Genomic DNA, 23452 nt, shown 5'->3' on the forward strand with positions numbered 1-23452 from the left:
GCCCGGCGAGCCGTCGGCCCCGACTCCGCCGGCGTCGCCGGAGCCCGCGGCCGAGACGCCGGGTGCGACCGACACGCTGGGCGGCACCGAGGGCGGCGGCGAGGGCTCGCCGGTCAAGGATCCCGACACGTGGGTCACCGGCGATGAGCCCATGACGGGCCCGCAGCGGGGTTACCTCGACACGCTGGCGCGCGAGGCGGGCGAAGAGTTGCCGGGCACCCTCACCAAGGCCGAGGCGTCCGAGCAGATCGACCGCCTGCAGGACGCCACGGGGCGCGGCGCGTAACTACGACCCGGCGTCCGCGTTCCCCTGCGGGCGAGCCGACCGCACACGGAACCACAGGCTCAGCTCCCGGGCGGCGCGCAGCGTCGCGCTCGGGTCGTCCGAGCCCTCGAGGTCGTCGAAGGTGTCGCGGAACCCCGTCGGGGCGTCGCCCGTCGTCTCGGCGATCGGCTGATAGCCCATCGTCCACTCGCGGAACTCGCGGTGGGCGATGGGCTGCTCGATGAGGACCCGCATGTCGGAGTGGCGGGAGTCCTGCCGGATGGTCGTGAGCAGATCGCGGACGGCGGGCTCGGGTCCCTCGAGCACCTGCACGAACCGGCCGCCGCGGTACAGCAGCATCCCGGTCAGGTCTCGCGCCGCGTTGGACGCCCGGCTCTGCGCGAGGAGCGCCGCCAGGTCGTCGTCGCCGAAGGGCGCGCGGGCGTTGCTCGTGTAGAGGATCGAGAGCAGGCCCTCGGAGGTCGAGGTCATCGGATCTCCCGGAGTTCGATGGGCGGTTCTTCGGCCGCGATGCCGGGCGTCGCTCGCAACGCGAGCGTGCGCATCGCCGCGGTCAGGTCGGAGAACGATCCGGCGCAGGCCGACCGTGAGTCGTAGGCGAGGTACCGGCCGTCGGGCTGCCGGTCGATGTAACCCACGAACTCGCCGGTACGGCTTCCGACGTGGAACCCGTCCTCGACGCGAGCCCAGACGATCCCGGTTCCGGTCACCGGGCGGCCTCGGGCCGGGGCACCCACACGAGGGCTCCCGCTGCAATGAAGGTCGCCGCGCCGGCGACGTGCGCGGCCAGCCAGACCGGCTGGTCGAGCGAGAAGGGGTACACCGGGTTCCACAGCACCGCGATAGCCGCCATCGGCAGCGCCCACCACCACTGCCGCGCCTGGATCGCGAACCACGCGATGATGAGCGCGAGGATCGCGACGACGAACGTGATGACCATCGCGAACTCGCCACCGATGAGCGGGATTCCGGCCACGAGCGCAGCGGCCCCGAGGATGCCGGGGGCGAGCGCGTTGCGCTGGCGCAGCGGCGGGTCGGCGGGGCGGGCGGATCTCGAAGCCATGCGGACGTTTCTCTCGGGACGGATGACGCGAGGTCGCGCGTCTTCTCGATCGTACGAGTTCAGCGCGCGGGCCGACCGGCGCTTGACGCCACGCCGGAATCCGTCATGGCGGCGTCGGTGCCGGTCATGACGGGGACCGGATCCGACAGCAGCGCGGCGAACGCGGTCTCGGCGGCGCCGACGAGCAGGCGGTCGTCTCCCAGCTCGGCGGTGCGCACGAGCGGCGCCGAGCCGGAGATCGTCTGACGGGCGACCGCGTCGGCGAAGCCGTCGACGTCCGTCTCGACGAGCGGCACGAGGAAGCCGCCGAGGACGACGACAGCGGGATCGAGGACGTTGACCGCGCTTGCCACGGCGGACGCGAGGATGCGGCGCTGCCGATGCACCTCGGCGCGCGCCGCCGGATTCGCGGCGCCGTGGACCGCTGCCCGCAGCTCGGCGTCGTCCGCACCGGGCAGCCCGAGCGAGGCGATCAGGCGGTGCCGGCTCACTTCGTCTTCGAGGGCGGCGCGTTCACCGGATCGCCGGTCCGCGGCATCCTCGAAGATCGCCGGATTGTGCCCGAACTCCCCCGCGAGGCCTCGCGCGCCGCCGACGAGTCCGCCGCCGACGACGAGCCCGCCGCCGATGCCGCTCGCTCCGCCGTTGAGGTAGATCACGTCGGCGACGCCGCGCGCGGCGCCGAAAAGGTACTCGGCGTGCGCGCCGTACGAGGCATCGTTGCCCACGGTCGTCGGGGTGCCCGTCGCGGCGCTGACGAGATCGGCGAGCGGGGCGTCCGTCCACCGCAGGTGCGGCGCGTGCACGACCAGGCCGGCAGCCGGGTCGACGAGCCCGGGGACGGCGATACCGACCCCGATGACCCTGGTCGTGGCGAGCGGCCCGCTGCGCCATTCCTCGATCGTCGCGGCGATCAGCGACGCCAGCGCGTGCGGCGTGATGAGGGTCGTCGTGAGCGCGCGGCGGCGCGCGTGGATCCGGCGGTCGAGGCCGACGGCGGCGAGTGTCACCGCATCGACCTCGGGGTTCACGGCGACGGCGACCACATCGGGGCGGGCCGTGATGACGGGGGACGGGCGCCCGATGCGACCCTCGGCAGCGCCGGCGGTCTCGGTGACGAGGCCCAGGCGCGCGAGCTCGGCGGTCAGCGCTCCGATGGTCGAGCGGTTGAGGCCGAGGTCCGCGGTGAGCGCGGCCCGCGAGATCGGACCGTCGCGGTGCACGGTGACGAGCATCCGGGCGAGGTTCACTCGCCGGACGAGTTCGGCGGTTCCGGGCGCGACACTCACGGCATCAGCCTACGAGAACACAGTTTGTTGACGTAATAGACAAACCGACCTACGCTGAGGTCGCAGCAATCGAAGCGAAGGAGCACGCATGCGCACCCCGACCCCGGCCGACAAGTTCACGTTCGGCCTCTGGACCATCGGCTACAACGGAACCGACCCGTTCGGCGGACCGACCCGGCCGCCCCTCGACGTCGTCCACGCCGTCGAGAAGCTCGCCGAGCTCGGGGCCGCGGGGCTGACGTTCCACGACGACGACCTGTTCGCCTTCGGGTCGAGCGAGAGCGAGCGGCAGACGCAGATCGATCGCCTCAAGGGCGCGCTCGCCGACACCGGCCTGACCGTGCCCATGGTGACCACCAACCTCTTCAGCGCCCCGGTCTTCAAGGACGGCGGCTTCACCTCGAACGACCGCGCGGTGCGGCGCTTCGCGATCCGCAAGGTGCTGCGTCAGATCGACCTCGGCGCCGAACTCGGCGCCGAGACCTTCGTCATGTGGGGCGGCCGCGAGGGTGCCGAGTACGACTCGGCGAAGGATGTCCGACAGGCGCTGGAGCGCTACCGCGAGGCCGTGAACTTCCTCGGCGATTACGTCGTCGAGAAGGGCTACAACCTGCGTTTCGCGATCGAGCCCAAGCCGAACGAGCCGCGCGGCGACATCCTGCTTCCGACCGTGGGTCACGCCCTCGCCTTCATCGAGTCGCTCGAGCGTCCCGAGCTCGTCGGCCTGAACCCCGAGGTTGGACACGAGCAGATGGCGGGCCTGAACTTCGCGGCCGGCATCGCGCAGGCGCTGTACCACGGCAAGCTCTTCCACATCGACCTCAACGGTCAGCGCGGCATCAAGTACGACCAGGACCTCGTCTTCGGTCACGGCGACCTGCACAATGCGTTCGCGCTCGTCGACCTGCTCGAGAACGGCGGCCCGAACGGCGGCCCCGCGTACGACGGACCCCGCCACTTCGACTACAAGCCGAGCCGCACCGAGGACGAGACCGGCGTCTGGGACTCCGCCGCCGCGAACATGCGCACCTACCTGCTGCTCAAGGAGCGGGCTGCGGCGTTCCGCGCCGACCCGGAGGTGCAGGAGGCGCTCGAAGCGGCGCGCGTTCCGGAGCTCGCCCAGCCGACCTTCGGCGAGGGTGAGACCTACGACGACTTCGTCGGTGACCGCTCGGCCTACGAGGACTTCGACGCCGACGCGTACCTCGGCGGCAAGGGCTTCGGCTTCGTCCGCCTGCAGCAGCTCGCGACCGAGCACCTGCTCGGCGCACGCTGACGCCGGCGCCGCGAGAGTCCCCTAACCCGAGAGAAGAGGATGCCGGCATGACGCTGGTCATGGGTGTCGACTCGTCGACCCAATCGTGCAAGGTCGTGATCGTCGACGCCGAGACCGGTCGGGTCGTCCGGGAGGGGCGTGCGCCCCACCCGGACGGCACGAGCGTCGACCCCGAGTCGTGGTGGACCGCCCTGCAGGCGGCGATCGAGCTCGCGGGCGGGATGGCGGACGTTCAGGCCTGGTCGATCGGCGGCCAGCAGCACGGCCTCGTCGCGCTCGACCAGCGGGGCGCCGTCGTGCGCGACGCGCTGCTGTGGAACGACACCCGTTCGGCGCAGGCGGCATCCGATCTCGTGGCCGAATACGGCGCCGACCGGCTCGCCGAGCGCACCGGACTCGTTCCGGTCGCCTCGTTCACCATCAGCAAGCTGCGGTGGTTGCGCGAGCACGAGCCGGAGAACGCCGCGCGGACCGCGGCGGTGGCCCTTCCGCACGACTGGCTGACTTGGCGCCTGCGCGGCTTCGGCCCGGTTTCCGACGGCACGGGCGGGGCCGCCGCGCTGGCCGAGCTCGTCACGGATCGTTCCGACGCCTCGGGAACCGGCTACTGGAGTGCGGTCACGGGCGAGTACGACCGGGAGCTGCTCGTAGCCGCTCTCGGGCACGACGCCGTGGTTCCGCGGGTCCTCGCCGCGGACGAGTGGGTCGAGGATCAGGGCGGCCGCCGGGTCGCCGCGGGCGCCGGCGACAACGCGGCATCCGCTCTCGGTGTCGGCGCGGGCGTCGGCGACGTCGTCGTCTCGATAGGCACGTCCGGCACGGTCTTCGCCGTGAGCGAGACGCCCGCGGTCGATGCCACCGGGACCGTCGCGGGCTTCGCCTCGGCGGACGGGCACCACCTGCCGCTCGTATGCACGCTCAACGCCGCTCGCGTGCTCGACGTCGTCGCCGCCCTGCTGGGGGTCGACCACGACGGCCTGTCGCGCCTCGCGCTGTCGGCCGAGCCCGGGGCGGGAGGGCTGACGCTCGTGCCGTACTTCGAGGGCGAGCGCACGCCGAATCTGCCGGATGCGACGGCCTCGCTGACCGGGATGACGCTCGCCTCGACCACGCGGGAGAACCTCGCCCGTGCAGCGGTCGAGGGGATGCTGGCAGGCCTCGGCGCCGGACTGGACGCGCTGCGCGACCAGGGCGTGCCGCTGCGGCGCGTGCTGCTGGTCGGCGGGGGAGCGCGGTCGGCAGCCGTGCAGCAGATCGCCCCCGCGGTCTTCGGACTCGACGTCGAGGTGCCCGCGCCAGGCGAGTACGTCGCGCTCGGCGCGGCCGAGCAGGCCCGCCGCGTCGCCGCGGCGGGTGCCCGTTAGATCGCCTCAGACATGGTCGCGCCAGGAGTGCTTCGGCTCGTAGCCCAGAAGCCGCCGGGCTTTCTCGGTCGAGAAGAGCGACTCGTTCGTTCCGAGGTCGCCGCGGATCTCGACGCCGGGGAACACCTCGGCCACGAGCTCCGCGTTCGGGCGTGACATGACGGTGTCGGCGGCGGCGATGAGGAACCGATCGAAGCCGGCCGGTGCGTTCTCGAGCGCGCGCAGCACGGCCTGGGCGCCGTCGCGCGCGTCGATGTAGCTCCACACGTTCCACTTGCGACGCATCGGGTCGGCGTCGAACGACGGGAACTCGGCGTAGTCCTCGGGCACCATGACGTTCGAGAAGCGCAGTGCGGTGATCGAGAGGCCCGGGTGCCAGCGCACGAGCTCGATCGCGAGCTGCTCCTCGAGGTGCTTCACGAGCGAGTACACCGACTCGGGGCGCGCGGGATACTCCTCGTCGACGGGGATGTACGGCGGCGGCACGTCGAACGGCAGCCCCTGCACCGTCTCGCTCGAGGCGTAGACGACGCGGTCGATGCCGAGTCGCGTCGCGGCGTGGAAGACGTTGAAGGTCGCCGCCATGTTGTTGTGGAACGTCGCGATGTCGGGACGGATCCCGGGAGCGGGCACCGCGCCGAGATGCACGATCGCGTCGACGCCGTCGTGGCGATCGCCGACCGAGCCGAAAGCGTCGACGACCTGGCCGTAGTCGGTCAGATCGATCTGCACGAACGCGGGCCCGCGTGTGCCGATCACGTCGAAGCCGATGACCTCGTGCCCCGCCGCCGTGAGTTCACGAGCGACGACCGTGCCGAGTTTTCCCGATGATCCCGTCAGTGCGATCCGCATGGGAACAGCGTCGCACACGGATGCCCACCCCGGGGCGGCTAGGCTCGATCCTCATGGCTGCCGGGGCGACGATCCACACGTTCGATGCGACGCTCGCCGACGTCGACCGAGGCGTGTACGAGTCGTTCGCGCTGCGCGTCGCGCGGCATCCTTCCGAGACCGACGCCTTCATGCTGACCCGGTTGCTGGCGTACTGCCTCGAGTACGAGGAGGGCATCGACTTCACCGAGGGGATCGCCGCGAAGGACGAACCCGCCGTGCTCGTGCGCGACCTGACCGGATCGATCGTCGCTTGGATCGAGGTGGGGGCGCCGGATGCCTCGCGGCTGCACCTCGGGAGCAAGCAGGCCGACCGCGTCGCGGTCTACACCCAGCGCAACCCCGGCCCCATCGTGGCCGCGTGGGCGGGGAAGAAGATCCACCGCGTCTCGGAGATCGCCCTTCACAGCTTCGAGCCGGGCTTCATCGACACGCTCGTCTCGGCGCTCGACCGCCGCAACACCGTGACGGTCTCGGTCACCGAGCGCCACCTCTACGTCGAACTCAACGGCGTCACCGCCGAGTCCGACGTCATCACTCAGCCCGCGGGCTGAATGCCTGCCTCACCGGGAGCCTCCGGCGCAGCGGAGGAGGTCGGGGCCTCGGACACGAAGACGTCGACTCCGGCATCGGTGAGGACGAACTGCAGCGCCGTGCCGACGGGATAGCGCTCGAGGAGCTCTTCGGGCTGATCGTCCCAGATGATGAAGGAGACGGCCGCGGAGAACGCGCCGGCCGAGCAGCCCTGATACGACGATCCGCTGACGGAGCCGTCGCCCTGGTCGTCGTCGATGCGCGCGACCGACAGGCAGATGTTGTCCCCTCCCCGCCAGATGTCCGTGGTGCGGAATACCGACAGGCCGAGAAACTTCTCGAACGACCCCGCCTCGACCCCGTCGCCATACGGGCGCATGAAGTCGGGAATCTCCTCGCCCGTCGGCAGCAGCGTCGTAACGTGCGAGACTCCCGCGTCCGGCGGCAGCGCGGTCGCGGTCGAGGCGCTGCGGGCCGTCGCGAACGCGGTGATCCCGACCGAGACGACCGCCACCGCGACGAGCGAACCGGCCCAGATGAGCAGCGGGCGCAGCCGTCGCGCGCGGGGAGCCGTCGGCCCCGCGTCGTCATCCCGGGACTCGTCGGTCTGCGACTCGTCAGCCCGCGGATCGTCGGATCGGGGCGTAGCCAGGTCGGGGATCCCATCGATGATCGGCGGACGCACGGGCTCCGGATCGGGTTCAGGCGCGTGCGCGTGCGGCATCCGGTCTTCGCGTTCGCGCGCCTCCAGCTCCGCCAGCCGAGCCAGGGCGGCGGGATCGTCGGCGATGTCGCCGCCCGGCGCGTAGGCGCGGACGCGGAGGGCCCGGAGCTCCGCGGCAACTCCCTCGTCCATCCCTGCATCGTGACATATTCCGCGAGTCGTGGGGGCGGCCAACCTCACCGGTTTCGTCGACTGACGCGCCGCGCTCCGTTAGCATTCCAGCCATGGCACCCCTGCGCGCCCCGGTGCGCCTGGATCGCCCACGTCTCCTCTCGGCGCTCGCATCGCCGGCGCCCCTGGTCGCCCTGCTCGGGCCGGACGGGGCGGGGGCGAGCACTCTGCTCCGGCAGTTCGCAGAGGGGCGTCGCGACGTCACGTGGGCCGGAGACGGGCGGATACCGGACGAGGTCTCACGCACGCTCATCATCGATGACGGCGACTCCCTCTCTCCCGGCGCATGGGAACGACTGCGACAGCTGCGAGCCACCAGGCCCGACCTGATCGTGCGTCTCGCCGTGAGGAGCGCCCGCGCTGTGCCCGTGGCCTGGGACGTGGAGTGGGTGCGCGATCTCGCGTTCACCCTCGACGAGACGATCACCTACGTCGCCGCGCGCGGCTCCCACCTGGATCCTCGCGCGGTGCAGGCGGCGACGGGTGGGCTGCCGGCGGCCGTCGTCGCGGTCGTCGAGGCGAACGTCACCGACCCCGCGGCGGTCCAGCTCGTGCTGGCGCGGCTGGCGCCGCATCCGCTTCCTGCCACGTCGGCGGCGCTGGCCGTGCCCGAGTTCCTCACCCCCCGGCTGGCTGCACAGCTCGGCGGAGGCGACGACGTCATCGAACGGGCCGAACGGACGGGGCACGGCGAATGGCGCACCGACGACGGGACGCTGATCTTCGCCCTCACGGCGCCGATACGAGCCGCCACGCTCGCCGCCGCGCCCATCGCAGCGGAGGACCAGCGCGCCATCCGTCATCGGGCCGCCCGTGCGCTCCTTCAGGAGGGGGCGGGGCTGGGGGCGGTCGTCGAAGGCGCGGCGGCCGACGCGCTCGACATCGTCGATGCTGCGCTGCGCCGCGACGGGCTCAAGCTGCTCTGGGGGAACGGCGCGCGCATCGCAGCAGCCCTCCGTCCGATCCCGTTGCTGCAGCTGCGTCGCTGGCCCGTCATCGCCCTCGCCCAGGCACTCATCCTCAACGCCCGCCGGGAGCACCGGGTACGCGCGGCCGAGCTGCTCGGCGTCGCGCTGCTCGGTGTGCAGACGGGGCAGAGCGAACCGGCCGACCGTGCGCTGCTGCGGATCATCGAGTCGGTCGCCCGCCGCCTCACCGGGGTCGGAGACCGTGGTGTTCGAGCCGCACGTCTGGCCGCGCAGACCCTCGACGAACTGCCTCCCGACGACCTCGAGCAGCTGCGCGGACTGCGGGGCGACCTCCACGCGCACGCGGCGATCAGCCTGCTGTACGGGGGAGACGACCGAGCCGCGGGCGATCAGTTCGAGCAGGCGCTCGCCACGGCGACCCGGCCCAGCGTCGAACTCCTCGCTTACGGCGGGTTGGCCCTCATCCAGGCGAGCGCCGGTGAGCTCCCGGCCGCGCAGAGCTGGGTCGAGCAAACGCTCGCGCGCCCCTGGCCTGACGACATCCTCGACGAGTATCAGGGCAGTCTGCTGCGGATCGCCGAGAGCCGGCTGGCGCTCGAACGCGGCGATGCCGCCGCAGCAGAGGCCGCCGTCGCGACCATCTGGCCGATCATCGACACCATCGAGCACTGGCCGGCGCTCGGCGCCGCGCGCGCATGGGCCGACATCTCGGCGGGGCGCCCCGTCGAAGGCCTCGAGCGGCTGCGGTCGCTGCGGTCGCGACGTGGCAGGAGGATGTCGGCGAGCTCGCCGGCCGCACGCATGCTCGACGCCACCGAGAGCATGCTCGCTCTCGCCGCGGCGGATCTCGCGTCAGCGCGACGCCTCGCGTCACGCCCGTCGGACCGCGCCGAGGTCGTGCTCGCCGCGGCGCGGGTCGCGGTCTTCGATCGGCAGCACGAGCGCGCTCTCAAGCTTCTCAACGCTGTCATGACGCGCACACCTCGGCAGCGGACCGAGGCAGCCGCGCTGGAGGCGATCCTGCTCCACCGTCTCGGTCGCGTCGACGAGGCTCGAGCGCTCGCCGGCCGCGCGGGAGCCCTCGCCCGCACCTACGGGTTGCGCACCCCGTTCCTCATCCTTCCCGCCGCCGAGCACGACCTGTTCCAGGGTGACGTCGACGACCTGCCCGCTCCGGTCACGATCGCGGGCGTCGCCCCGCAGCTCACGACGCGAGAGAGCATCGTCGCTCGTCACCTCGTCGACACGGCGAACATGGAAGAGATCGCCGCGCGCCTTCACGTCTCCATCAACACCGTGAAGTCGCAGCGACGCTCCCTCTATCGCAAGCTCGGCGCCTCGTCGCGTGAGGAGGCCATCGCCGCCGCCCTCGCTTACGGCCTTCTGGCGGGGGCCGATCCGACCCGGGCGATGATCGCGGTCGATGACAGCGCGGCCAGCGCCGCGAGGACGAAGAGGACACCGTAGGAGCCCGAGCCGAGGATCAGCACGAGCCCGGCCAGGGCGGGGGCGAGCGTCTGCGGCACGATGGTCGCCAGACCCAGCAGACCGAGGTCTCGTCCCGAATCGTCCCGTGACGGCAGGACGTCGATCATCAGGGCCAGGTCAGCGGCCAGATACACGCCGCGTGCCGCACCGCCCACCACGGCGAACGCCACGAGCCCTGCGACGTTCGGGGCGGCGACGGGGATCAGCAGGGATGCCGCAAGGACGGCGCTCGCCGCCACGACCCAGGGGACCCGGCGCCGGATCCAGAGTGCCCCGGCGAGCGAGCCGCAGATCAGGCTGACGATGTGGAGACCGATGACGAGGCTCGCGGTCCGGCCGGCTTCCTCGACCGACGCGCCCGTGAAGTCCATCACGATATAGAGCAGATACCCCATCACCAGCTGGTGACCCAGCACCAGGGCGAATCGGGCTGAGAAGACGAGCCGGAGGTCGCGCGACGCCCAGGCCTCACGGGCCGGGACGCGTGTCGTGGTCCCTGCGCTGGACCGGTCGGGGTTGGCCACCACGAACCCGACCGACGCGACGAGCAGTCCGGCCGCCAGTGCCAGGTACACCGCGTGCGGCGCCGCGACTCCCAGCCCGGCACCCGCCGCGCCGGCAGCGAGTCCGCCGGCGGCCCCCATCCCGAAGAACGCCGCCGCTCGGGGCCGCCGCGAAGGCTCCACCCGATCCGCGAGCACAGCATCGAGCGGAGCCTCCACGACGTTGAGCAGCGGTTGCAGCACGAGCCACCCGAGCACCACGGCCCCTGCCGACTCGGCGTATCCCAGCGCCACCATGACGGCGGCGCTGCCCGCTGCCCCCGCGACGATCCACGGCGCTCGTCGGCCCCGCCATGAGCGTGTGCGGTCGGAGGCCGCTCCCGCCAGCGGATGGACGACGAGCGTGAGCAGCGACGACGCGGTGAGCGCGACGGCGAGGATGGCGTCCTTGTTCGCGGCATCCGCTCTCGCGATCTGGGCCGGGACGAGCACGCCCGCCACAGCTCCGTAGACGGCGTTCAGCGCGAGCGCGGCCAGGAGCAGCGACCAGAGGAGCCGGGTGTGCACCAGAGCATTCTGGTGCGCGACGGCGGGTCACGGCGAAGCGGGGATGAAATCCGAGGTGAAGTTCGCCGTCATCGCGCGTCGCCAGCGCGCCGGGGCCGCCAGGGTCGAGCGCGATGCGCGTTCGCTGCGCTCGCACAGTCGCTGCCCGAGCAGCTGTGCCCCCGACCCGAAGGATGACCGTGAAAGACCTGCGTCCAGATTCACCGCCGCCGCGACGACGTCGCGCCCGTCACGCTGCGAGAGGCCTGCTCGCCGCGGCCCTGTCGTCGGCCCTCGCTCTCGGCGGATCCGTCGCCGCTCAGGCCGTCGAGTCGGACGTGCCGCCGTCGACGAATCCGCCGCTGAGCGAACGCTGCGACATGAGCATCGCGATCAGCGTCGACCTGTCCAACTCCGTGACGGACGCGCAGCTCGCGCAGACCCGCTCCGAGCTCGCCGGGCTGGCGCAGGCCCTGGAGGGGTACCCGCTCGCGCTCGCCGTTCACAACTTCGCCTCGAACGCGCCGGCGACCACGGGCGCCGCGAACGCGCCGCTGCCCCTGACCTCGCTCGCCGATGAGGCCGGAGTCGCCGCCGTCAGCACGTACGTCAACGGCATCCAGCGTCCGGCCAGCGCTCAGGGCGGCACGAACTGGGACCGCGGATTCGCCGCCGTCACCGCGTCGCCGGAAGACTATGACGCGCTCATCTTCCTCACGGACGGCAACCCGACTCAGCACGGCAGCCCGGCGCGCGGACCCGGTAACAGCACCGACCGCGCCGTCATGGACGCCTCGGTCCGCAGCGCGAACGACCTGAAGGCGACGGGAACCCGGATCGTGCCGATCGGTGTGAGCGACAACCTCTCCGGCCAGGCGCTCGCCGACTTCCGCGAGCACATCCGCCAGGTCTCCGGGCCGGCGGAGGGCTCCGATTACTACATCGCCGGATTCTCCGCGCTGCAGCGCACTCTGATCGACATCGTCAACGAGAACTGCGTCTCGATCGCGCTGGAGAAGACCGGTGTGCTCGCAGACGGCGATCACGGAGTCGCCGGAGACACGGTCGACTACGCCTTCACGATCACGAACAACGGCGGCGTGACGCTGACCGATGTGACGCTCACCGACCCCAAGCCGGGCTTGTCGTCGATCCGCTTCGGCGCATGGCCGGGTGCCCCCGGCGTGCTCGACCCCGGCCAATCGGTGCCGGCGACCGCGACGTACACGGTGACGGATGCCGATGTCGCCGCGGGCAGCATCGAGAACGTCGCGACCGCGACCGGGACGCCACCCGCCGGTGCCCCCGTGTCGGATGAGGCGCCCGCGCTGGTCGCACTGCCCGACCCGGTTCCCGCGATCTCGCTCGAGAAGACCGGTGCCCTGGTCGGCGACGCGATCGCATACACCTTCACCGCGACCAACACCGGCGACGTGACGCTGACGGACGTGTCGATCACCGACGCCCTGCCGGGCCTGTCCGGCATCTCGTACGGTGCGTGGCCGGGGGCCTCGGGCGTGCTTGCTCCGGGTCAGTCGGTCATCGCGACCGCGACGTACGCGCTGACGCAGGCCGACCGTGACGCGGGTCTCGTCGAGAACACGGCTACCGTGGTCGGCACGCCGCCGACGGGCGATGCCGTGACCGACGAGGACGAGTTCGACCTGCCTCTCCCGCCGAACGCCGGCATCTCGCTGGTGAAGACGGGAGTCCTCGACGGCGACGCGATCTCGTACGAGTTCCGTGCCACGAACACCGGCGACGTGACGCTCTCCGGTGTGTCGATCACCGACGCCCTGCCGGGCCTGTCCGGCATCTCGTACGGTGCGTGGCCGGGGGCCTCGGGCGTGCTGGCCCCGGGCCAGTCGGTCATCGCGACCGCGACGTACGCGCTGACGCAGGCCGACCGTGACGCGGGCATCGTCAAGAACACGGCCACCGTGGTCGGCACGCCGCCGACGGGCGGCCCCGTCACCGACGAGGACGAGTTCGATGCGCCCGTGCCGCAGGCACCCGGCATCCTGCTCGAGAAGACCGGCGCGCTCGAGGGCGACATCGCGACCTACACCTTCGTCGTCCGAAACGCCGGCGATGTCACCCTCCGCGACGTGTCCGTCACCGATGCCCTCCCGGGTCTGTCAGCCGTCGCCTACGGTTCCTGGCCGGACACCGCGGGCGTGCTGGCCCCGGGCCAGTCGGTCACCGCGACGGCGACGTACACGCTGACGCAGGCCGACCGTGACGCGGGGCTCGTCGACAACACCGCCACCGCGACGGGCACCCCGCCGACCGGTGACCCGGTCACCCACGAGGACGAGTTCGAGTTGCCGGTTCCGCAGGCTCCCGGCATCGCCCTCGTCAAGACGGGTGTCCGGGAGGGAGGCGAGCTGACCTACTCGTTCACCGCGACCAACACCGGCGACGTGACGCTGACGGACGTCGCGATCGTCGACGAGCTGCCGGGTCTCTCCGAGCTCTCGTACGGTGACTGGCCTGCTTCGGCCGGTGTGCTCGCCCCGGGCCAGTCGGTGACGGCGACAGCGACCTACACGCCGACGCAGGCCGACCGCGATGCCGGCCTCGTCGAGAACACCGCATCCGTCACCGGCACGCCGCCGGCCGGCGATCCGGTGACCGACGAGGACGAGTTCGACCAGCCGCTCCCGCAGGGGCCCGCCATCGAGCTGACGAAGAGCGGGGAGCTCGACGGCGACCGCATCCGCTACACCTTCACGGTGACGAACGCCGGCGACGTGACGCTGCGCGACGTCGCGATCCAGGACGGGCTCCGCGGCCTGTCGGAGATCGCGTTCGGCGCCTGGCCCGGAGCGCATCACGTGCTCGCGCCCGGAGAGTCGGTGACGGCGACCGCCGTGTACACGGTGACCACGAGCGATCGCGTGGCCGGTGAAGTGATCAACACCGCTACCGTCACGGCGACCCCGCCGGCCGGCGACCCGGTGACCGATGACGACACCGTGCGCACCGCGGTGGGCGCGCTCGCCGCGACCGGTGCCGGGAGCGAGCAGCTGATGCGGCTCGCCCTGTTCGCCGGTCTGACGATCGCTCTCGGCGCGGCAGCCGTGATGCTGCGACGCCGGACGCGGGCCTGACAGCCGCCGAGGCCCCCGCGACGCACCCGACGTCGTGGGGGCCTCGGCCTGTGTCAAGCGTTCAGCGCATCCCGAGCGGATGCCGCTATTTTTATGCGATGACGCATCGAGCCTCGAAGGCCTCCGATTCCGACAGTCCCGGCGCCCGGGTGACCCCGGGCGCGCCACGTCTCGCGAGCGAGGCCCGCCGGTGAACGGCGACCTGCTCCTCAACATCGTCCTCGTCGTCGTCTTCGTGCTCATCGGTGGCGTGTTCGCCGCCACCGAGATGGCGCTCGTCACGCTGCGCGAGAGCCAGGTCAACGCGCTCGCCCTGCGCGGCAAGCGGGGTGAGAAGGTCGCCGCGCTGGCGCGGAACCCCAACACCTTCCTGTCGGCCGTCCAGATCGGTGTGACGGTCGCGGGCTTCGCTTCGGCGGCGTACGGCGCCTCGTCGATCGCGCCCTCGCTCGCTCCGCTGCTGGTCTCGTGGGGGCTGTCCGAGGCGGCTGCGATGACGGTGGCGACCATCGTCCTGACGCTGATCATCGCCTACCTCTCGCTCGTGCTGGGCGAGCTGGTGCCCAAGCGCCTCGCCATCCAGCGCAACGCCGCCTTCGCCTACGGCGTCGCGCCGGTGCTCAACGGATTCGCGAAGCTCATGCGCCCCGTGATCTGGCTGCTCTCGCTCTCGACCAACCTTCTCGTGCGGCTGTTGGGCGGTGACCCGAACAAGACCGGCGAGGAGCTGAGCGACGAGGAGCTCCGCGACATCGTGTCGAGCCACGAGGGGCTCCCCGAGGACGAGCGGCGCATCCTCGACGACGTGCTGTCGCTGCGCGACCGTCAGCTGAGCGAGGTGATGCGTCCGCGCCCTGAGGTCGTGTCATTGCCGGGCGGCGAGACCGTGGGTGCCGCGGCCGCGCTCGTGCGCGATCTGCCCTACTCGCGCTACCCGATCATCGATCAGACGATCGACGATGTTGCCGGGTTCGTGCACGTGCGCGACGTGCTGGATGCCGCGGGCACTGACGACGCGCAGCCGCTCCAGTCCATCGTGCGGCCGATCCGGTACTTCCCCTCGACCGCACGCCTCCTGCCGACACTCACCTCGATGCGGGCGGAGGGCAGCCAGATCGCGGTCGTCGTCGATGAGTACGGCGGCACCGACGGCATCGTCACGCTCGAGGATCTCGTCGAGGAGGTCGTCGGCGAGATCGTCGACGAGTACGACACAGAGGTCATGCCGCATCCGCTTTCGGGTGACGGCGGACCCGTCGACGGGCGGCTGAACCTGCAGGACTTCGAGGAGGCCACCGGCATCTCGATCCCGCGCGGGACGTCCGACACCGTCGCCGGGTTCGTGATCGAGCAGCTCGGGCGCCTCGCGAGGGTCGGCGACCGCATCGAGGTCGACGGCGCGACGATCGAGGTGACGCGGTTGGACCGTCGTCGCATCGCCGAGCTCCATGTTGCGCGCGCGTCGACGGAGGGTCCCGCGGTCGAACCTGCCGAAGGGTAAACTGGGGGTCGGTGCGTCGGGAAGTCTGGTCGACATGTCCGTCGGCGACTGCCGACGGAGGATCGAAAGGCTCCTCGCATGTACGACGCTCTTCCCCGCCGAGCCCGGCTGCGCCGCTGGCTGTCCCGCGAGACGACGGGCGGAGCACTTCTGCTCGGTGCTGCAGCGCTCGCCCTGATCTGGGCCAATTCGCCGCTCGCTGCCTCGTATGCGGCGCTGTCGGAGTTCACGATCGGGCCCGAGGCTCTGCACCTGGACCTCTCGCTGTCGACCTGGGCCGCGGACGGCCTGCTCGCGCTGTTCTTCTTCGTCGTCGGTGTCGAGCTGAAGCACGAGTTCGTCGCGGGCAGCCTGCGCCGCCCGCGCGAGGCCGCGGTGCCGGTGCTCGCGGCCGTCGGGGGGATGCTGCTCCCCGCGATCCTCTTCACCGTCGTGATCCTCGTCTCGGGCGACGCCGACGCGCTGCGCGGGTGGGCGATCCCGACCGCGACCGACATCGCCTTCGCGCTGGCGGTGCTGGCGATCTTCGGCCGGGGGCTCCCGCCGGGGCTGCGCACGTTCCTGCTGACGCTCGCCGTCGTCGATGATCTGCTCGCGATCCTGATCATCGCGATCTTCTACACCGCGACGATCCACATCGTGGCACTCGTGGTGGCGCTCGCGACCGCGGCGGTGTTCGCCGTCGTGGTCCGGCAGCGGTGGGCCCGGTGGTGGGTACTGCTGCCGCTCGGACTCGTCGTGTGGGGCTTCCTCCACGCGTCCGGCGTCCACGCCACGATCGCCGGGGTGCTGCTCGGGTTCGCCGTCCCCGCCCGCCCGGTGCACGGCGAGAGCGTGGCGCGCACCGACACGTACGACGACCTGGTGCGCCCCTTCTCCTCGGGTATCGCGCTCCCGGTCTTCGCATTCTTCGCCGCCGGGGTCAGCGTGGTCGGAACCAGCGACCCCCTGGCGGTCGTCGCGCAGCCCGTCGTCCTCGCCATCGTCGTCGGTCTGGTCGTCGGCAAGGCTGCGGGGGTGCTCGGGACGACCGCGCTCGTCACGCGCGTCACGCCGCTGCGCCTGCCCGGCGGTGTCGGGATGCGTGACCTCCTGCCCATCGGTCTGCTGTGCGGCATCGGGTTCACGGTGTCGCTGCTCATCACCGGCCTGTCGTTCGCCGACGGCGTCCACACCGACGGCGCTCGCCTCGGCGTGCTCCTCGGAACGCTGCTGTCGGCCGCGGGGGCCGCCGTGCTGCTCAGCAGGAGCGCTCGTCGGGCCCGGGCAGAGGCCGGCGCGCCCGCCGCGCACACGATCGACGGCGAAGGCCCCGCGCTCGGCTACGACCGGGACGAGTGAGCGGTGGCGGCCAGTGACCGGCCGCGTCGTGCGTGTTTCGGATCATCCCATCTCACGGATGGGCCATCGAGTCAATCCCTGCGCGCGCCACGTGCACACACCCCTGAGCACGTTTTAGGATGCCGAAGTGCCCGAAGTCCCGACGCCCACGCATTACTGGTATCCGTCGGACTCTGATGATCCCGGCACTCCCCGCGAGCGCGGCATCGCCGTTCTGCAGGCTTTCCGCCTCTACCGCGCCGCCGAAGCCGCCATGCGGCGGCGGACCCGCGACTCGATGTCGATGGGTGAGAACGAGCTGCTCGTCCTCCGCTACCTCATCAAGGCGCAGGGCGAGGGCCGTCTCGTCGGGCCGACCGAACTCGCCCGCTACCTCGGTATCTCGACCGCTTCGACGACGGCCCTGATCGATCGGCTGCAGAAGTCGGGCCACGTCGTCCGCCAGGCGCATCCGAGCGATCGGCGCAGTGTCCACGTCGTGGCCACCGAGAAGTCGGACGACGAGGTGCGGGCGACGCTCGGGAGGATGCACGAGCGCATGATCGCCGCTGTCGACGGAATGACCGTCGACGAGGCGCGAGCCGTGATCGCGTGCCTCGGACGCCTCCAGCAGGCCGTCGACGAGGTCGACGCTCACGCCCATGACCCACGGGCAGAGCAGGCGCGCAGCGACCGCTCCTGACAGGTAGCTAGTCAGCGGAGAAAGCCCGCGAATTGACATTCGTCAGGCGGGGAACCGCATGACACGATGGGAACATGTGTTCCCTCCCGGTGACCCCGATCGAGGAGCGTTTCACCATCGAAGGGCAGGTGGTGACGTCGTTCTCGGGCGTCGTCTCGCGCCTGGCCGCCGCGCACCCGTCGCTCGCCGTCGTGGACGTCGAGCGCGTGGTCCTGCGGGAGTGGGAGGCCTTCAGCGCCAGCCGCCCCGTGGTCGTCCCCATCGGCGTCGAAGAGGGTGCGGCCGAGATGCTCGCGGTCGAGACCTCGGCTCAGATCGACGGTTAGCGGATCACGCGCCCGCGGTCCGTCGTTTATCGGACCGTCCGTTGCGCGTTAGGCTCACTGCGTGGGCCGATTCATCTACGACACGCTGGGGAACTCCGTCGAGATCGACGACCGTACTCTGGCACACCTGCGCATCGTCATCATGAACAAGCTGCGCCGTTCCGAGCCGTTCATGTTCGACATCGATCTGCCCCGCGGGGGTGAGCGTCGCAGCTACTGGATCCACCCGTCCGTGCCGCTGCAGTTCCATTTCTCGGGCAGCAGGCAGCCGCGGATCAACCGGCATTGGGTCGAGGAGCTCATGCAGGTGGCGAGCGGCCCGGCGGGACTCTCCATCGTTCCCGAGCCCGTGGACGACGGCGCACCCGAAGTCGGCTGACGTCGCCTGAGGCAGACCGCTCAGGCAGACCGCCGGCGGCACACAGCCCGTCAGGCAGTCGTGTCGCTTCCGGACGGTGCGACCGTGTCGGGGTCGTCCAGATGCTCGGCGACGATCATGATGCCGCCGGACGAGTTGGCCGAGTTCGCCATCTCCTCGACCCACTCGCGGCTGAGCGTCGTCGGCTCGGGGTCGTCGAAAGCGAATCGGAGCGGGATCGAGGGGTGCAGCCAGATCGTGCTTCGCCCGGTGGGCTCGCCGTCGGGGTGTCGCCACGAGAGCGTGAAGCTCTCTCCGCGCCGCAGCTTCGTGGCGATGACCACCTTGAGGTGCGCCAGCGTGCGGTCTTCGATGTGGATCGGCGATGCGCCGTCTCCGTAGTAGATGGTGCCCACGACACCACATTAAACCGCCGCGAGACGAACCCCAATCTTGTTGTCAAGGCCTCGACGCTCCGTGGATAGCGGAGAAAAGTTGAAGTCGATGACGATCGATCCCCGCCCCGATGACGAGCTCGAGCCGAGAGGTGCCGGCCCGCTCGACGACGATGTGTTCGCGGATCTCCCGGCCTTCGATGTCGTCGACGGCGAGCTGATGCCGCGCGCTCCGAAGCGCCGTCAGTGACAATGGCGGGATGACGGCGAACGGCGCGCGGACCGGCGGCAGCGGGAATGAGGGGTTCGACGCGGTGGCCGCGGAGCTGCTCGTCGTGCCGCCGGGAGACTTCGTCGCGGCCCGTAACGCTCGTGCGGCCGAGGCTTCCGGGGCGCTCGGCTCCCGCATCCGGGGTCTGCGCAAGCCGACGGTGGCAGCGTGGGCGGTCAATCTGCTGGCCCACGACCCCTCGTTCCGTGAGGCGCTCGAACTGTCCACCGCGTTGCGCGAAGCTCAAGACGACCTCGACGCGGCGGAACTCGCCCGGCTCGGCAAACAACGGCGTGCCCTCGTCGCGGCGCTCGCGCGGCGGTCCGCCGACCTGGCTGACGACGCCGGTGTCTCGCTGTCGGCGGCGGCCCGTGACGAGGTGGAGCGGACCGTCAACTCGGCGATCGTCGATGCTGCGGCGGGGGCCGTGGTGGCGGCCGGCCGGCTGGTGCGTACGCTCGAACCGGGCGCGCTCGACTCCGACGCGCTGACGGACCGCGTCGCCGGTTCGATACCCGGCGTTCCCGACGCGCCCGACAGGCCGCGTGACGACCTCGCCGAGCGCCGCGCTCGACGCGAGGCCGAGAAGCGGAGGCGTGAGGCGCAGCGCGAGGCGAGCGAGGCCGGTCGCGTGCTGGCACGAGCGGAGGAGCGTCGCTCGAGCGCCCGGGAACGGGCTGACAGGCTGCACGAGCGGGCCGACGAGCTCCGGCGAGACCTCGAGCGGGTGTCCGAGGATGCCGAGCGGGCCGACGCCGCCGTCGACGAGCTCGACGACGTGGTCGCGTCGGCGCGGGAGGCGCTGGCGGCGGCGGAGCGCAAAGTGCGCGCGGCCGACGACGGCGGTCAATAGCATCGAAGGATGCCGGATGCTGCGACCGAACTGATCTCCGACGCCCGCCGTCGGCTGGTCGGTGTTCCCCGCGAGCGTCTCGGCGTCCGGAGTGAGGGGCGCCGCCTGCTCGGTTTCGGCCGCGCCGCCCGCATCCTGCCGGTCGGGGATGCGTGGCACCTCGGTGTTCTGCTCATCGCCGACGACGAGGTGTTCGCGACCGGGGAGCTGCTGCGAGCCCGGGCCGAGGCGATCCGCGGGTACACCGCCGAGGCGCAGCGTGCCCGCTCCGAGCGCGCAGCGGCGGCGTTCCGCGGTGGCTTCGCCGAAGGCGAGCCGGTGCATCTGGACTGGTCGCCGATCGATCTCGACGTCGTCGATGCGGGCGGGGCTTCGGGTCCGCTCGCGCGCAGCGACGACGGTGTCGTGACCGTCGCGTTCGCGGCGGGCGCCCGGATGCCGCTGGCCGCCTACCTCGACGACCGGATCGCGCTGCTGCCCTGAGGCGTTCTCGGGGCCCCCGGGCAGCAGCGCGGCACAGCCTCAGTCGTCCGACTTGCCTCCCGTCGCGCGCAGGCGCCGCGCTTCCGCGCGCTCCTCGGCCTCTTGCTTCGCGGTCTTCTCGATCCGGGTGGTGTCGCGCGGCGGCAGCTGAATCGTCTCCTCCGCCGGCATCCCGGCCTGCAGTTCGCGTCCGCGCTCGAGCTCGGCGTCGAACTCGGCGCCGAACAGCAGTGCGAGGTTCGTGATCCACAGCCACAGCAGGAAGATGATCACGCCCGCGAACGACCCGTAGGTGCGCTCGTAGTTGGAGAAGTTCGCGACGTAGATGCCGAAGCCCGCGGTCGCGATGGCGAGCACGACGATGGCGATGACGGCGCCCGCGCTGATCCAGCGGAAACGCGGCTGCTTGGCGTTGGGCCCGAAGTAGTAGAGCACGGCGACGAGCAGGATGACGATGAAGGCGAGCACGGGCCATTTGGCGATCTGCCAGATGAGCACGGCGGTGCTGCCCAGGCCGATCGCGTCGCCGATGGCCTCGGCCACGGGGCCGGAGACGACGAGAAGGACGAGCGCGACGACGACGAGCGCGACCGCGAGAAGCGTCACGCCGAGCTGCTGCGGCTTGAGCTTGAGGAACGGTCGGCCCTCGTCGATCTCCCAGATGCGGTTCATGGCGCGGCTGAACGCCCCGACGTAACCCGAGGCCGACCACAGCGCCAGAACGATGCCGGAGACGAGGGCGAAGCCCGCTGCGGGGGAGCCCGCGATCTCCTCGATCGGCCCGCGGAGGGTCTCGGCGGCGCCTCCGGGCGCGATCTGTCCGACGATGTCGAGCACCGCATCGGCGGCCTGCTGTCCCTGTCCGATGACGCCGAGGAGCGAGAACACGGCCAGGAGTGCGGGGAACGCCGACAGAACGGCGTAGTAGGTCAGGCCGGCCGCGAAGTCGGGGCACTGGTCACGGCTGAACTCGCGGATAGTCCGCTTGAGCACGTGTTTCCACGAGGGCTTCTCGACATCGGTGATGGAGTCCGGCTTCGCGGGGTGCTCGGGGTCGGGTCCGTCGGTTCTCTGGTTGCTCATGTCTCTCCTGGGGGATCATGCACGCGGCGGGTGTTCGGCGCCGCGGGGGTGATCGGCGACGCGGGGGGGAACGCGACCGTGCACCGGGCCGGCGACGACGGCCGCCCCGGTGCACGGTTCGTGCAGCGCTCGCGCTGCGGGGGGTGTCAGCTGCCGCTGACGTTGTCGCGGGCCTCCTGGGCGCGATCGGTGACGGTGCCGACCCCGTCCTGGGCGTCGCTCTTGACGTGGGAGACCGCCTCGGAGGCCGTCTCCTTCACCGCTGCCGCGGCATCCTGCACCGGCTCCTTCAGGTCGGAGCCGACCTGCTGGGCGACGCTCTTGGCTTCCTCGACGAGGGGCTGCGCCTGCTCCTTGACGTCGGCCGCGATGCCCTTCTCCTTGCTGGATGCGGGGATGAGCGACGCGACGAGCAGACCGCCGGCGAAGGCCATCAGCCCGACGGCGAGAGGGTTGCCCTCCGCCTTCGCGCCTACCTTGTGGGCAGCTCCGGACACGCCTCCGGCGACGGAGGACCCGGCGTCATGGAGCGACGAGCCGGCGTCGTCGGCCGCGCCCATCACCCGGTCACGGACGGATCCGAGTGCGCCTTTGATCTTGTCGGTCTGACGATGGGCGATCTTCGAGGGCGTCACCTTGTCGACGAGGGCGTCGGTGTCTTGGCTCAGCTCGCGACGCTTGCGCTCGATGTCGGCGCGGATCGCTTCCGGTGAATCGGTCATCGGTTCTCCTCATTTCTCTTCAATGCGTCGGGGATCTTGCCCAGGGTCTCGGCTGTCTTCGGGGCGCCCTGGACCTGCGCGAGCTGCTTGCGCCCGAGGGCGTAGAGCACGGCCGCGATGACGCCCCAGATGACGGCGACGATGACGGCCGACCAGCCGAGTCCGACCAGGTGGCCGAGCGCCCACCAGAGCGCGATCGACAGGAAGAAGATCGCCATGAGCGCCGCGTATCCCGCGCCGCCCAGCATTCCGGCGCCCTTGCCCGCGCGCGTTCCCGATTGCTTCAGCTCGGCTTTGGCCAGGTTGATCTCCTGGCGCATCAGCTCCGACAAGTCGCGCGTGACCTCGCCCAGCAGATCGCCGAGCGACGTATTCGCCGCCTGCTGCTCGGAAGGCGTGGGGTTATCGGTCATCTCGGCGCTCCCCGATGCCCTCGGTGTACGGCTCGTCGGCGGTCCGCCCGACGGAGCTGTCGTACAGCGGGGTGGGCTCGACAGCGTCCGGAGCGACGTCGATCGGCTCGTCGAGCGGAGCTCCGACGGGAGCGTTCGACGGGGCCGACGGCGCTGCGGGGATGCCGGTGGCTGCGGATCCCGGCGTGCCGATCGGCGCGTCGAGCGGAGCGTTCACCGGCGCGGGGGACGGTGCCGACGGTGCCGAGGGCACTCCGCCGGCAGTCCTTCCGGTCGCCCCGGAGACGGGGGCGGAGTCATGCTCCTCCTTCGCGCTCTCGGTGAGGGCGCGGGTGAGGCGGCCAGCGACGACGCCCGCGATCAACGCTCCCGCGATGAACACGCCAGGCTTGCGTCGGGCGAAGCTCTTCACTTCGCTCACCAGCGAGCCCGGGTCGCGCTGCGACAGCCAGTCCGACGCGCCGCTCACGCGGGTCGACACCTGGCGCACCAGGTCGGTGGCGATGCCGGGGTTCTCGGAGTTCTGCGCCAGAGAATCCAGCTCGTCGCCGATGGACCGCAGCCCGTCGGCGACACGCTGCTGCTGCGACGCCGCCTGCTCGGTGAGCTGCTGCTTCGTCTGCGCATAGACCTGCTTCGCCTGAGACTTGGCCTCCGACGCGACACCCGCCGCTTCCTGCTTGGCCGTCTCGACGACGTGCCCGGCCTCGGCCTTTGCGGCGCCCGCGACCTCTCCGGCTTCGTGCTTCGCCGTCTCCGCCGTTCCCGACCCTGATCCTGCCTGCGAGCCGGACGTCGGCTCACCATAGTTCTGCGACATCGGTTCTCCTCTCGGTACCGCTTGCGT

26 protein-coding genes are annotated in these 23452 nt (G+C 71.3%); 14 read left to right on the forward strand and 12 right to left on the reverse strand.

The annotated features are described in order from the left end of the window. Window positions 1-76: 76 nt before the first annotated feature. Complete coding sequence (locus ACLBWJ_RS10480) at window positions 77-286, forward strand: DUF3072 domain-containing protein (protein WP_447660358.1); 210 nt, start codon at window positions 77-79, stop codon at window positions 284-286. Here ACLBWJ_RS10480 and ACLBWJ_RS10485 read toward each other — a convergent pair whose 3' ends face one another. Genes ACLBWJ_RS10485 through ACLBWJ_RS10500 form a run of 4 tightly spaced genes read right to left on the reverse strand, consistent with a single transcriptional unit; the run spans window position 287 to window position 2638 of the window. Then, complete coding sequence (locus ACLBWJ_RS10485) at window positions 287-757, reverse strand: BLUF domain-containing protein (protein WP_274179281.1); 471 nt, start codon at window positions 755-757, stop codon at window positions 287-289. Next, window positions 754-996, reverse strand: a complete 243-nt coding sequence (locus ACLBWJ_RS10490) for a hypothetical protein (protein ID WP_274179280.1) — start codon at window positions 994-996, stop codon at window positions 754-756. Before ACLBWJ_RS10490 ends, ACLBWJ_RS10485 begins: the two co-directional genes overlap by 4 nt. Beyond that, window positions 993-1349 carry a DUF6804 family protein gene (locus ACLBWJ_RS10495; RefSeq protein WP_274179279.1) on the reverse strand — a complete coding sequence of 119 codons (357 nt, stop codon included), beginning with the start codon at window positions 1347-1349 and terminating at the stop codon, window positions 993-995. The genes ACLBWJ_RS10490 and ACLBWJ_RS10495 overlap by 4 nt, the downstream gene beginning before the upstream one ends. Window positions 1350-1408: 59 nt before the next feature. After that, window positions 1409-2638, reverse strand: a complete 1230-nt coding sequence (locus ACLBWJ_RS10500; protein ID WP_447660263.1) for an ROK family protein — start codon at window positions 2636-2638, stop codon at window positions 1409-1411. An 88-nt stretch (window positions 2639-2726) separates the two neighbouring features. Here ACLBWJ_RS10500 and xylA point away from each other — a divergent pair, with 88 nt between their 5' ends. After that, on the forward strand, window positions 2727-3914 hold the full coding sequence (gene xylA, locus ACLBWJ_RS10505) for a xylose isomerase (protein WP_114588790.1): 1188 nt from the start codon (window positions 2727-2729) through the stop codon (window positions 3912-3914). 47 nt (window positions 3915-3961) lie between these two features. Then, window positions 3962-5278 carry a xylulokinase gene (gene xylB / locus ACLBWJ_RS10510; RefSeq protein WP_274179277.1) on the forward strand — a complete coding sequence of 439 codons (1317 nt, stop codon included), beginning with the start codon at window positions 3962-3964 and terminating at the stop codon, window positions 5276-5278. Between the two features lie 6 nt (window positions 5279-5284). Here xylB and ACLBWJ_RS10515 read toward each other — a convergent pair whose 3' ends face one another. Next, window positions 5285-6130, reverse strand: a complete 846-nt coding sequence (locus ACLBWJ_RS10515) for an NAD-dependent epimerase/dehydratase family protein (protein ID WP_274179276.1) — start codon at window positions 6128-6130, stop codon at window positions 5285-5287. Between the two features lie 53 nt (window positions 6131-6183). Here ACLBWJ_RS10515 and ACLBWJ_RS10520 point away from each other — a divergent pair, with 53 nt between their 5' ends. Next, window positions 6184-6723, forward strand: coding sequence for a YaeQ family protein (locus tag ACLBWJ_RS10520; protein WP_269268216.1), 540 nt, complete (start codon window positions 6184-6186; stop codon window positions 6721-6723). Here the strand turns inward: ACLBWJ_RS10520 and ACLBWJ_RS10525 are convergent. Further along, entirely contained in the window at window positions 6708-7559 is an 852-nt protein-coding gene (locus ACLBWJ_RS10525) for a hypothetical protein (protein ID WP_274179275.1), read from the reverse strand. The genes ACLBWJ_RS10520 and ACLBWJ_RS10525 overlap by 16 nt on opposite strands. A gap of 92 nt (window positions 7560-7651) precedes the next feature. Here ACLBWJ_RS10525 and ACLBWJ_RS10530 point away from each other — a divergent pair, with 92 nt between their 5' ends. Further along, the gene (locus tag ACLBWJ_RS10530; protein WP_323986711.1) at window positions 7652-9994 is read left to right on the forward strand and encodes a helix-turn-helix transcriptional regulator; all 2343 of its coding nucleotides are present in this window, start codon (window positions 7652-7654) and stop codon (window positions 9992-9994) included. On the opposite strand, the gene ACLBWJ_RS10535 is transcribed toward ACLBWJ_RS10530, so the two are convergent. Continuing rightward, a complete protein-coding gene (locus tag ACLBWJ_RS10535; protein ID WP_274179273.1) occupies window positions 9901-11085 on the reverse strand; it encodes an MFS transporter in 1185 nt (394 codons plus the stop codon). The genes ACLBWJ_RS10530 and ACLBWJ_RS10535 overlap by 94 nt on opposite strands. Window positions 11086-11264: 179 nt before the next feature. On the opposite strand from ACLBWJ_RS10535, the gene ACLBWJ_RS10540 reads away from it, so the two are divergent. From ACLBWJ_RS10540 to ACLBWJ_RS10565, 6 genes are all read left to right on the forward strand, one after another. Then, window positions 11265-14177 (forward strand): DUF7507 domain-containing protein, encoded by a 2913-nt coding sequence (locus ACLBWJ_RS10540; protein ID WP_447660264.1) that lies wholly within the window; start codon window positions 11265-11267, stop codon window positions 14175-14177. 190 nt (window positions 14178-14367) lie between these two features. After that, entirely contained in the window at window positions 14368-15678 is a 1311-nt protein-coding gene (locus ACLBWJ_RS10545; protein WP_274179271.1) for a hemolysin family protein, read from the forward strand. A gap of 78 nt (window positions 15679-15756) precedes the next feature. After that, the gene (gene nhaA / locus ACLBWJ_RS10550; protein ID WP_354451949.1) at window positions 15757-17019 is read left to right on the forward strand and encodes a Na+/H+ antiporter NhaA; all 1263 of its coding nucleotides are present in this window, start codon (window positions 15757-15759) and stop codon (window positions 17017-17019) included. A 127-nt stretch (window positions 17020-17146) separates the two neighbouring features. Continuing rightward, window positions 17147-17701 carry a MarR family winged helix-turn-helix transcriptional regulator gene (locus ACLBWJ_RS10555; RefSeq protein ID WP_240309765.1) on the forward strand — a complete coding sequence of 185 codons (555 nt, stop codon included), beginning with the start codon at window positions 17147-17149 and terminating at the stop codon, window positions 17699-17701. Between the two features lie 74 nt (window positions 17702-17775). Continuing rightward, window positions 17776-18027, forward strand: coding sequence for a hypothetical protein (locus ACLBWJ_RS10560; protein WP_269268212.1), 252 nt, complete (start codon window positions 17776-17778; stop codon window positions 18025-18027). A 61-nt stretch (window positions 18028-18088) separates the two neighbouring features. Then, window positions 18089-18406, forward strand: a complete 318-nt coding sequence (locus tag ACLBWJ_RS10565; RefSeq protein WP_112617734.1) for a DUF7882 family protein — start codon at window positions 18089-18091, stop codon at window positions 18404-18406. A gap of 50 nt (window positions 18407-18456) precedes the next feature. On the opposite strand, the gene ACLBWJ_RS10570 is transcribed toward ACLBWJ_RS10565, so the two are convergent. Continuing rightward, the gene (locus ACLBWJ_RS10570; RefSeq protein WP_112617735.1) at window positions 18457-18801 is read right to left on the reverse strand and encodes a DUF7882 family protein; all 345 of its coding nucleotides are present in this window, start codon (window positions 18799-18801) and stop codon (window positions 18457-18459) included. A gap of 88 nt (window positions 18802-18889) precedes the next feature. Here ACLBWJ_RS10570 and ACLBWJ_RS10575 point away from each other — a divergent pair, with 88 nt between their 5' ends. Genes ACLBWJ_RS10575 through ACLBWJ_RS10585 form a run of 3 tightly spaced genes read left to right on the forward strand, consistent with a single transcriptional unit; the run spans window position 18890 to window position 20387 of the window. Next, a complete protein-coding gene (locus tag ACLBWJ_RS10575) occupies window positions 18890-19030 on the forward strand; it encodes a hypothetical protein (protein ID WP_162815491.1) in 141 nt (46 codons plus the stop codon). A gap of 10 nt (window positions 19031-19040) precedes the next feature. Next, complete coding sequence (locus ACLBWJ_RS10580) at window positions 19041-19904, forward strand: transposase (RefSeq protein ID WP_447660265.1); 864 nt, start codon at window positions 19041-19043, stop codon at window positions 19902-19904. Between the two features lie 9 nt (window positions 19905-19913). Beyond that, entirely contained in the window at window positions 19914-20387 is a 474-nt protein-coding gene (locus ACLBWJ_RS10585; RefSeq protein ID WP_112617737.1) for a glutaminase, read from the forward strand. 39 nt (window positions 20388-20426) lie between these two features. On the opposite strand, the gene ACLBWJ_RS10590 is transcribed toward ACLBWJ_RS10585, so the two are convergent. The 4 genes from ACLBWJ_RS10590 to ACLBWJ_RS10605 all read right to left on the reverse strand — a co-directional run bounded on the left by ACLBWJ_RS10590 (window position 20427) and on the right by ACLBWJ_RS10605 (window position 23425). Beyond that, on the reverse strand, window positions 20427-21470 hold the full coding sequence (locus tag ACLBWJ_RS10590) for a YihY/virulence factor BrkB family protein (protein ID WP_447660266.1): 1044 nt from the start codon (window positions 21468-21470) through the stop codon (window positions 20427-20429). Window positions 21471-21616: 146 nt separating this feature from the next. After that, window positions 21617-22192 (reverse strand): DUF3618 domain-containing protein, encoded by a 576-nt coding sequence (locus tag ACLBWJ_RS10595; RefSeq protein WP_114588803.1) that lies wholly within the window; start codon window positions 22190-22192, stop codon window positions 21617-21619. Continuing rightward, window positions 22189-22605 carry a phage holin family protein gene (locus ACLBWJ_RS10600; RefSeq protein WP_323986707.1) on the reverse strand — a complete coding sequence of 139 codons (417 nt, stop codon included), beginning with the start codon at window positions 22603-22605 and terminating at the stop codon, window positions 22189-22191. The genes ACLBWJ_RS10595 and ACLBWJ_RS10600 overlap by 4 nt, the downstream gene beginning before the upstream one ends. Then, complete coding sequence (locus ACLBWJ_RS10605) at window positions 22595-23425, reverse strand: hypothetical protein (protein ID WP_323986705.1); 831 nt, start codon at window positions 23423-23425, stop codon at window positions 22595-22597. The genes ACLBWJ_RS10600 and ACLBWJ_RS10605 overlap by 11 nt, the downstream gene beginning before the upstream one ends. Between the last annotated feature and the right edge of the window lie 27 nt (window positions 23426-23452).

Source organism: Microbacterium sp. M4A5_1d (assembly GCF_053345465.1).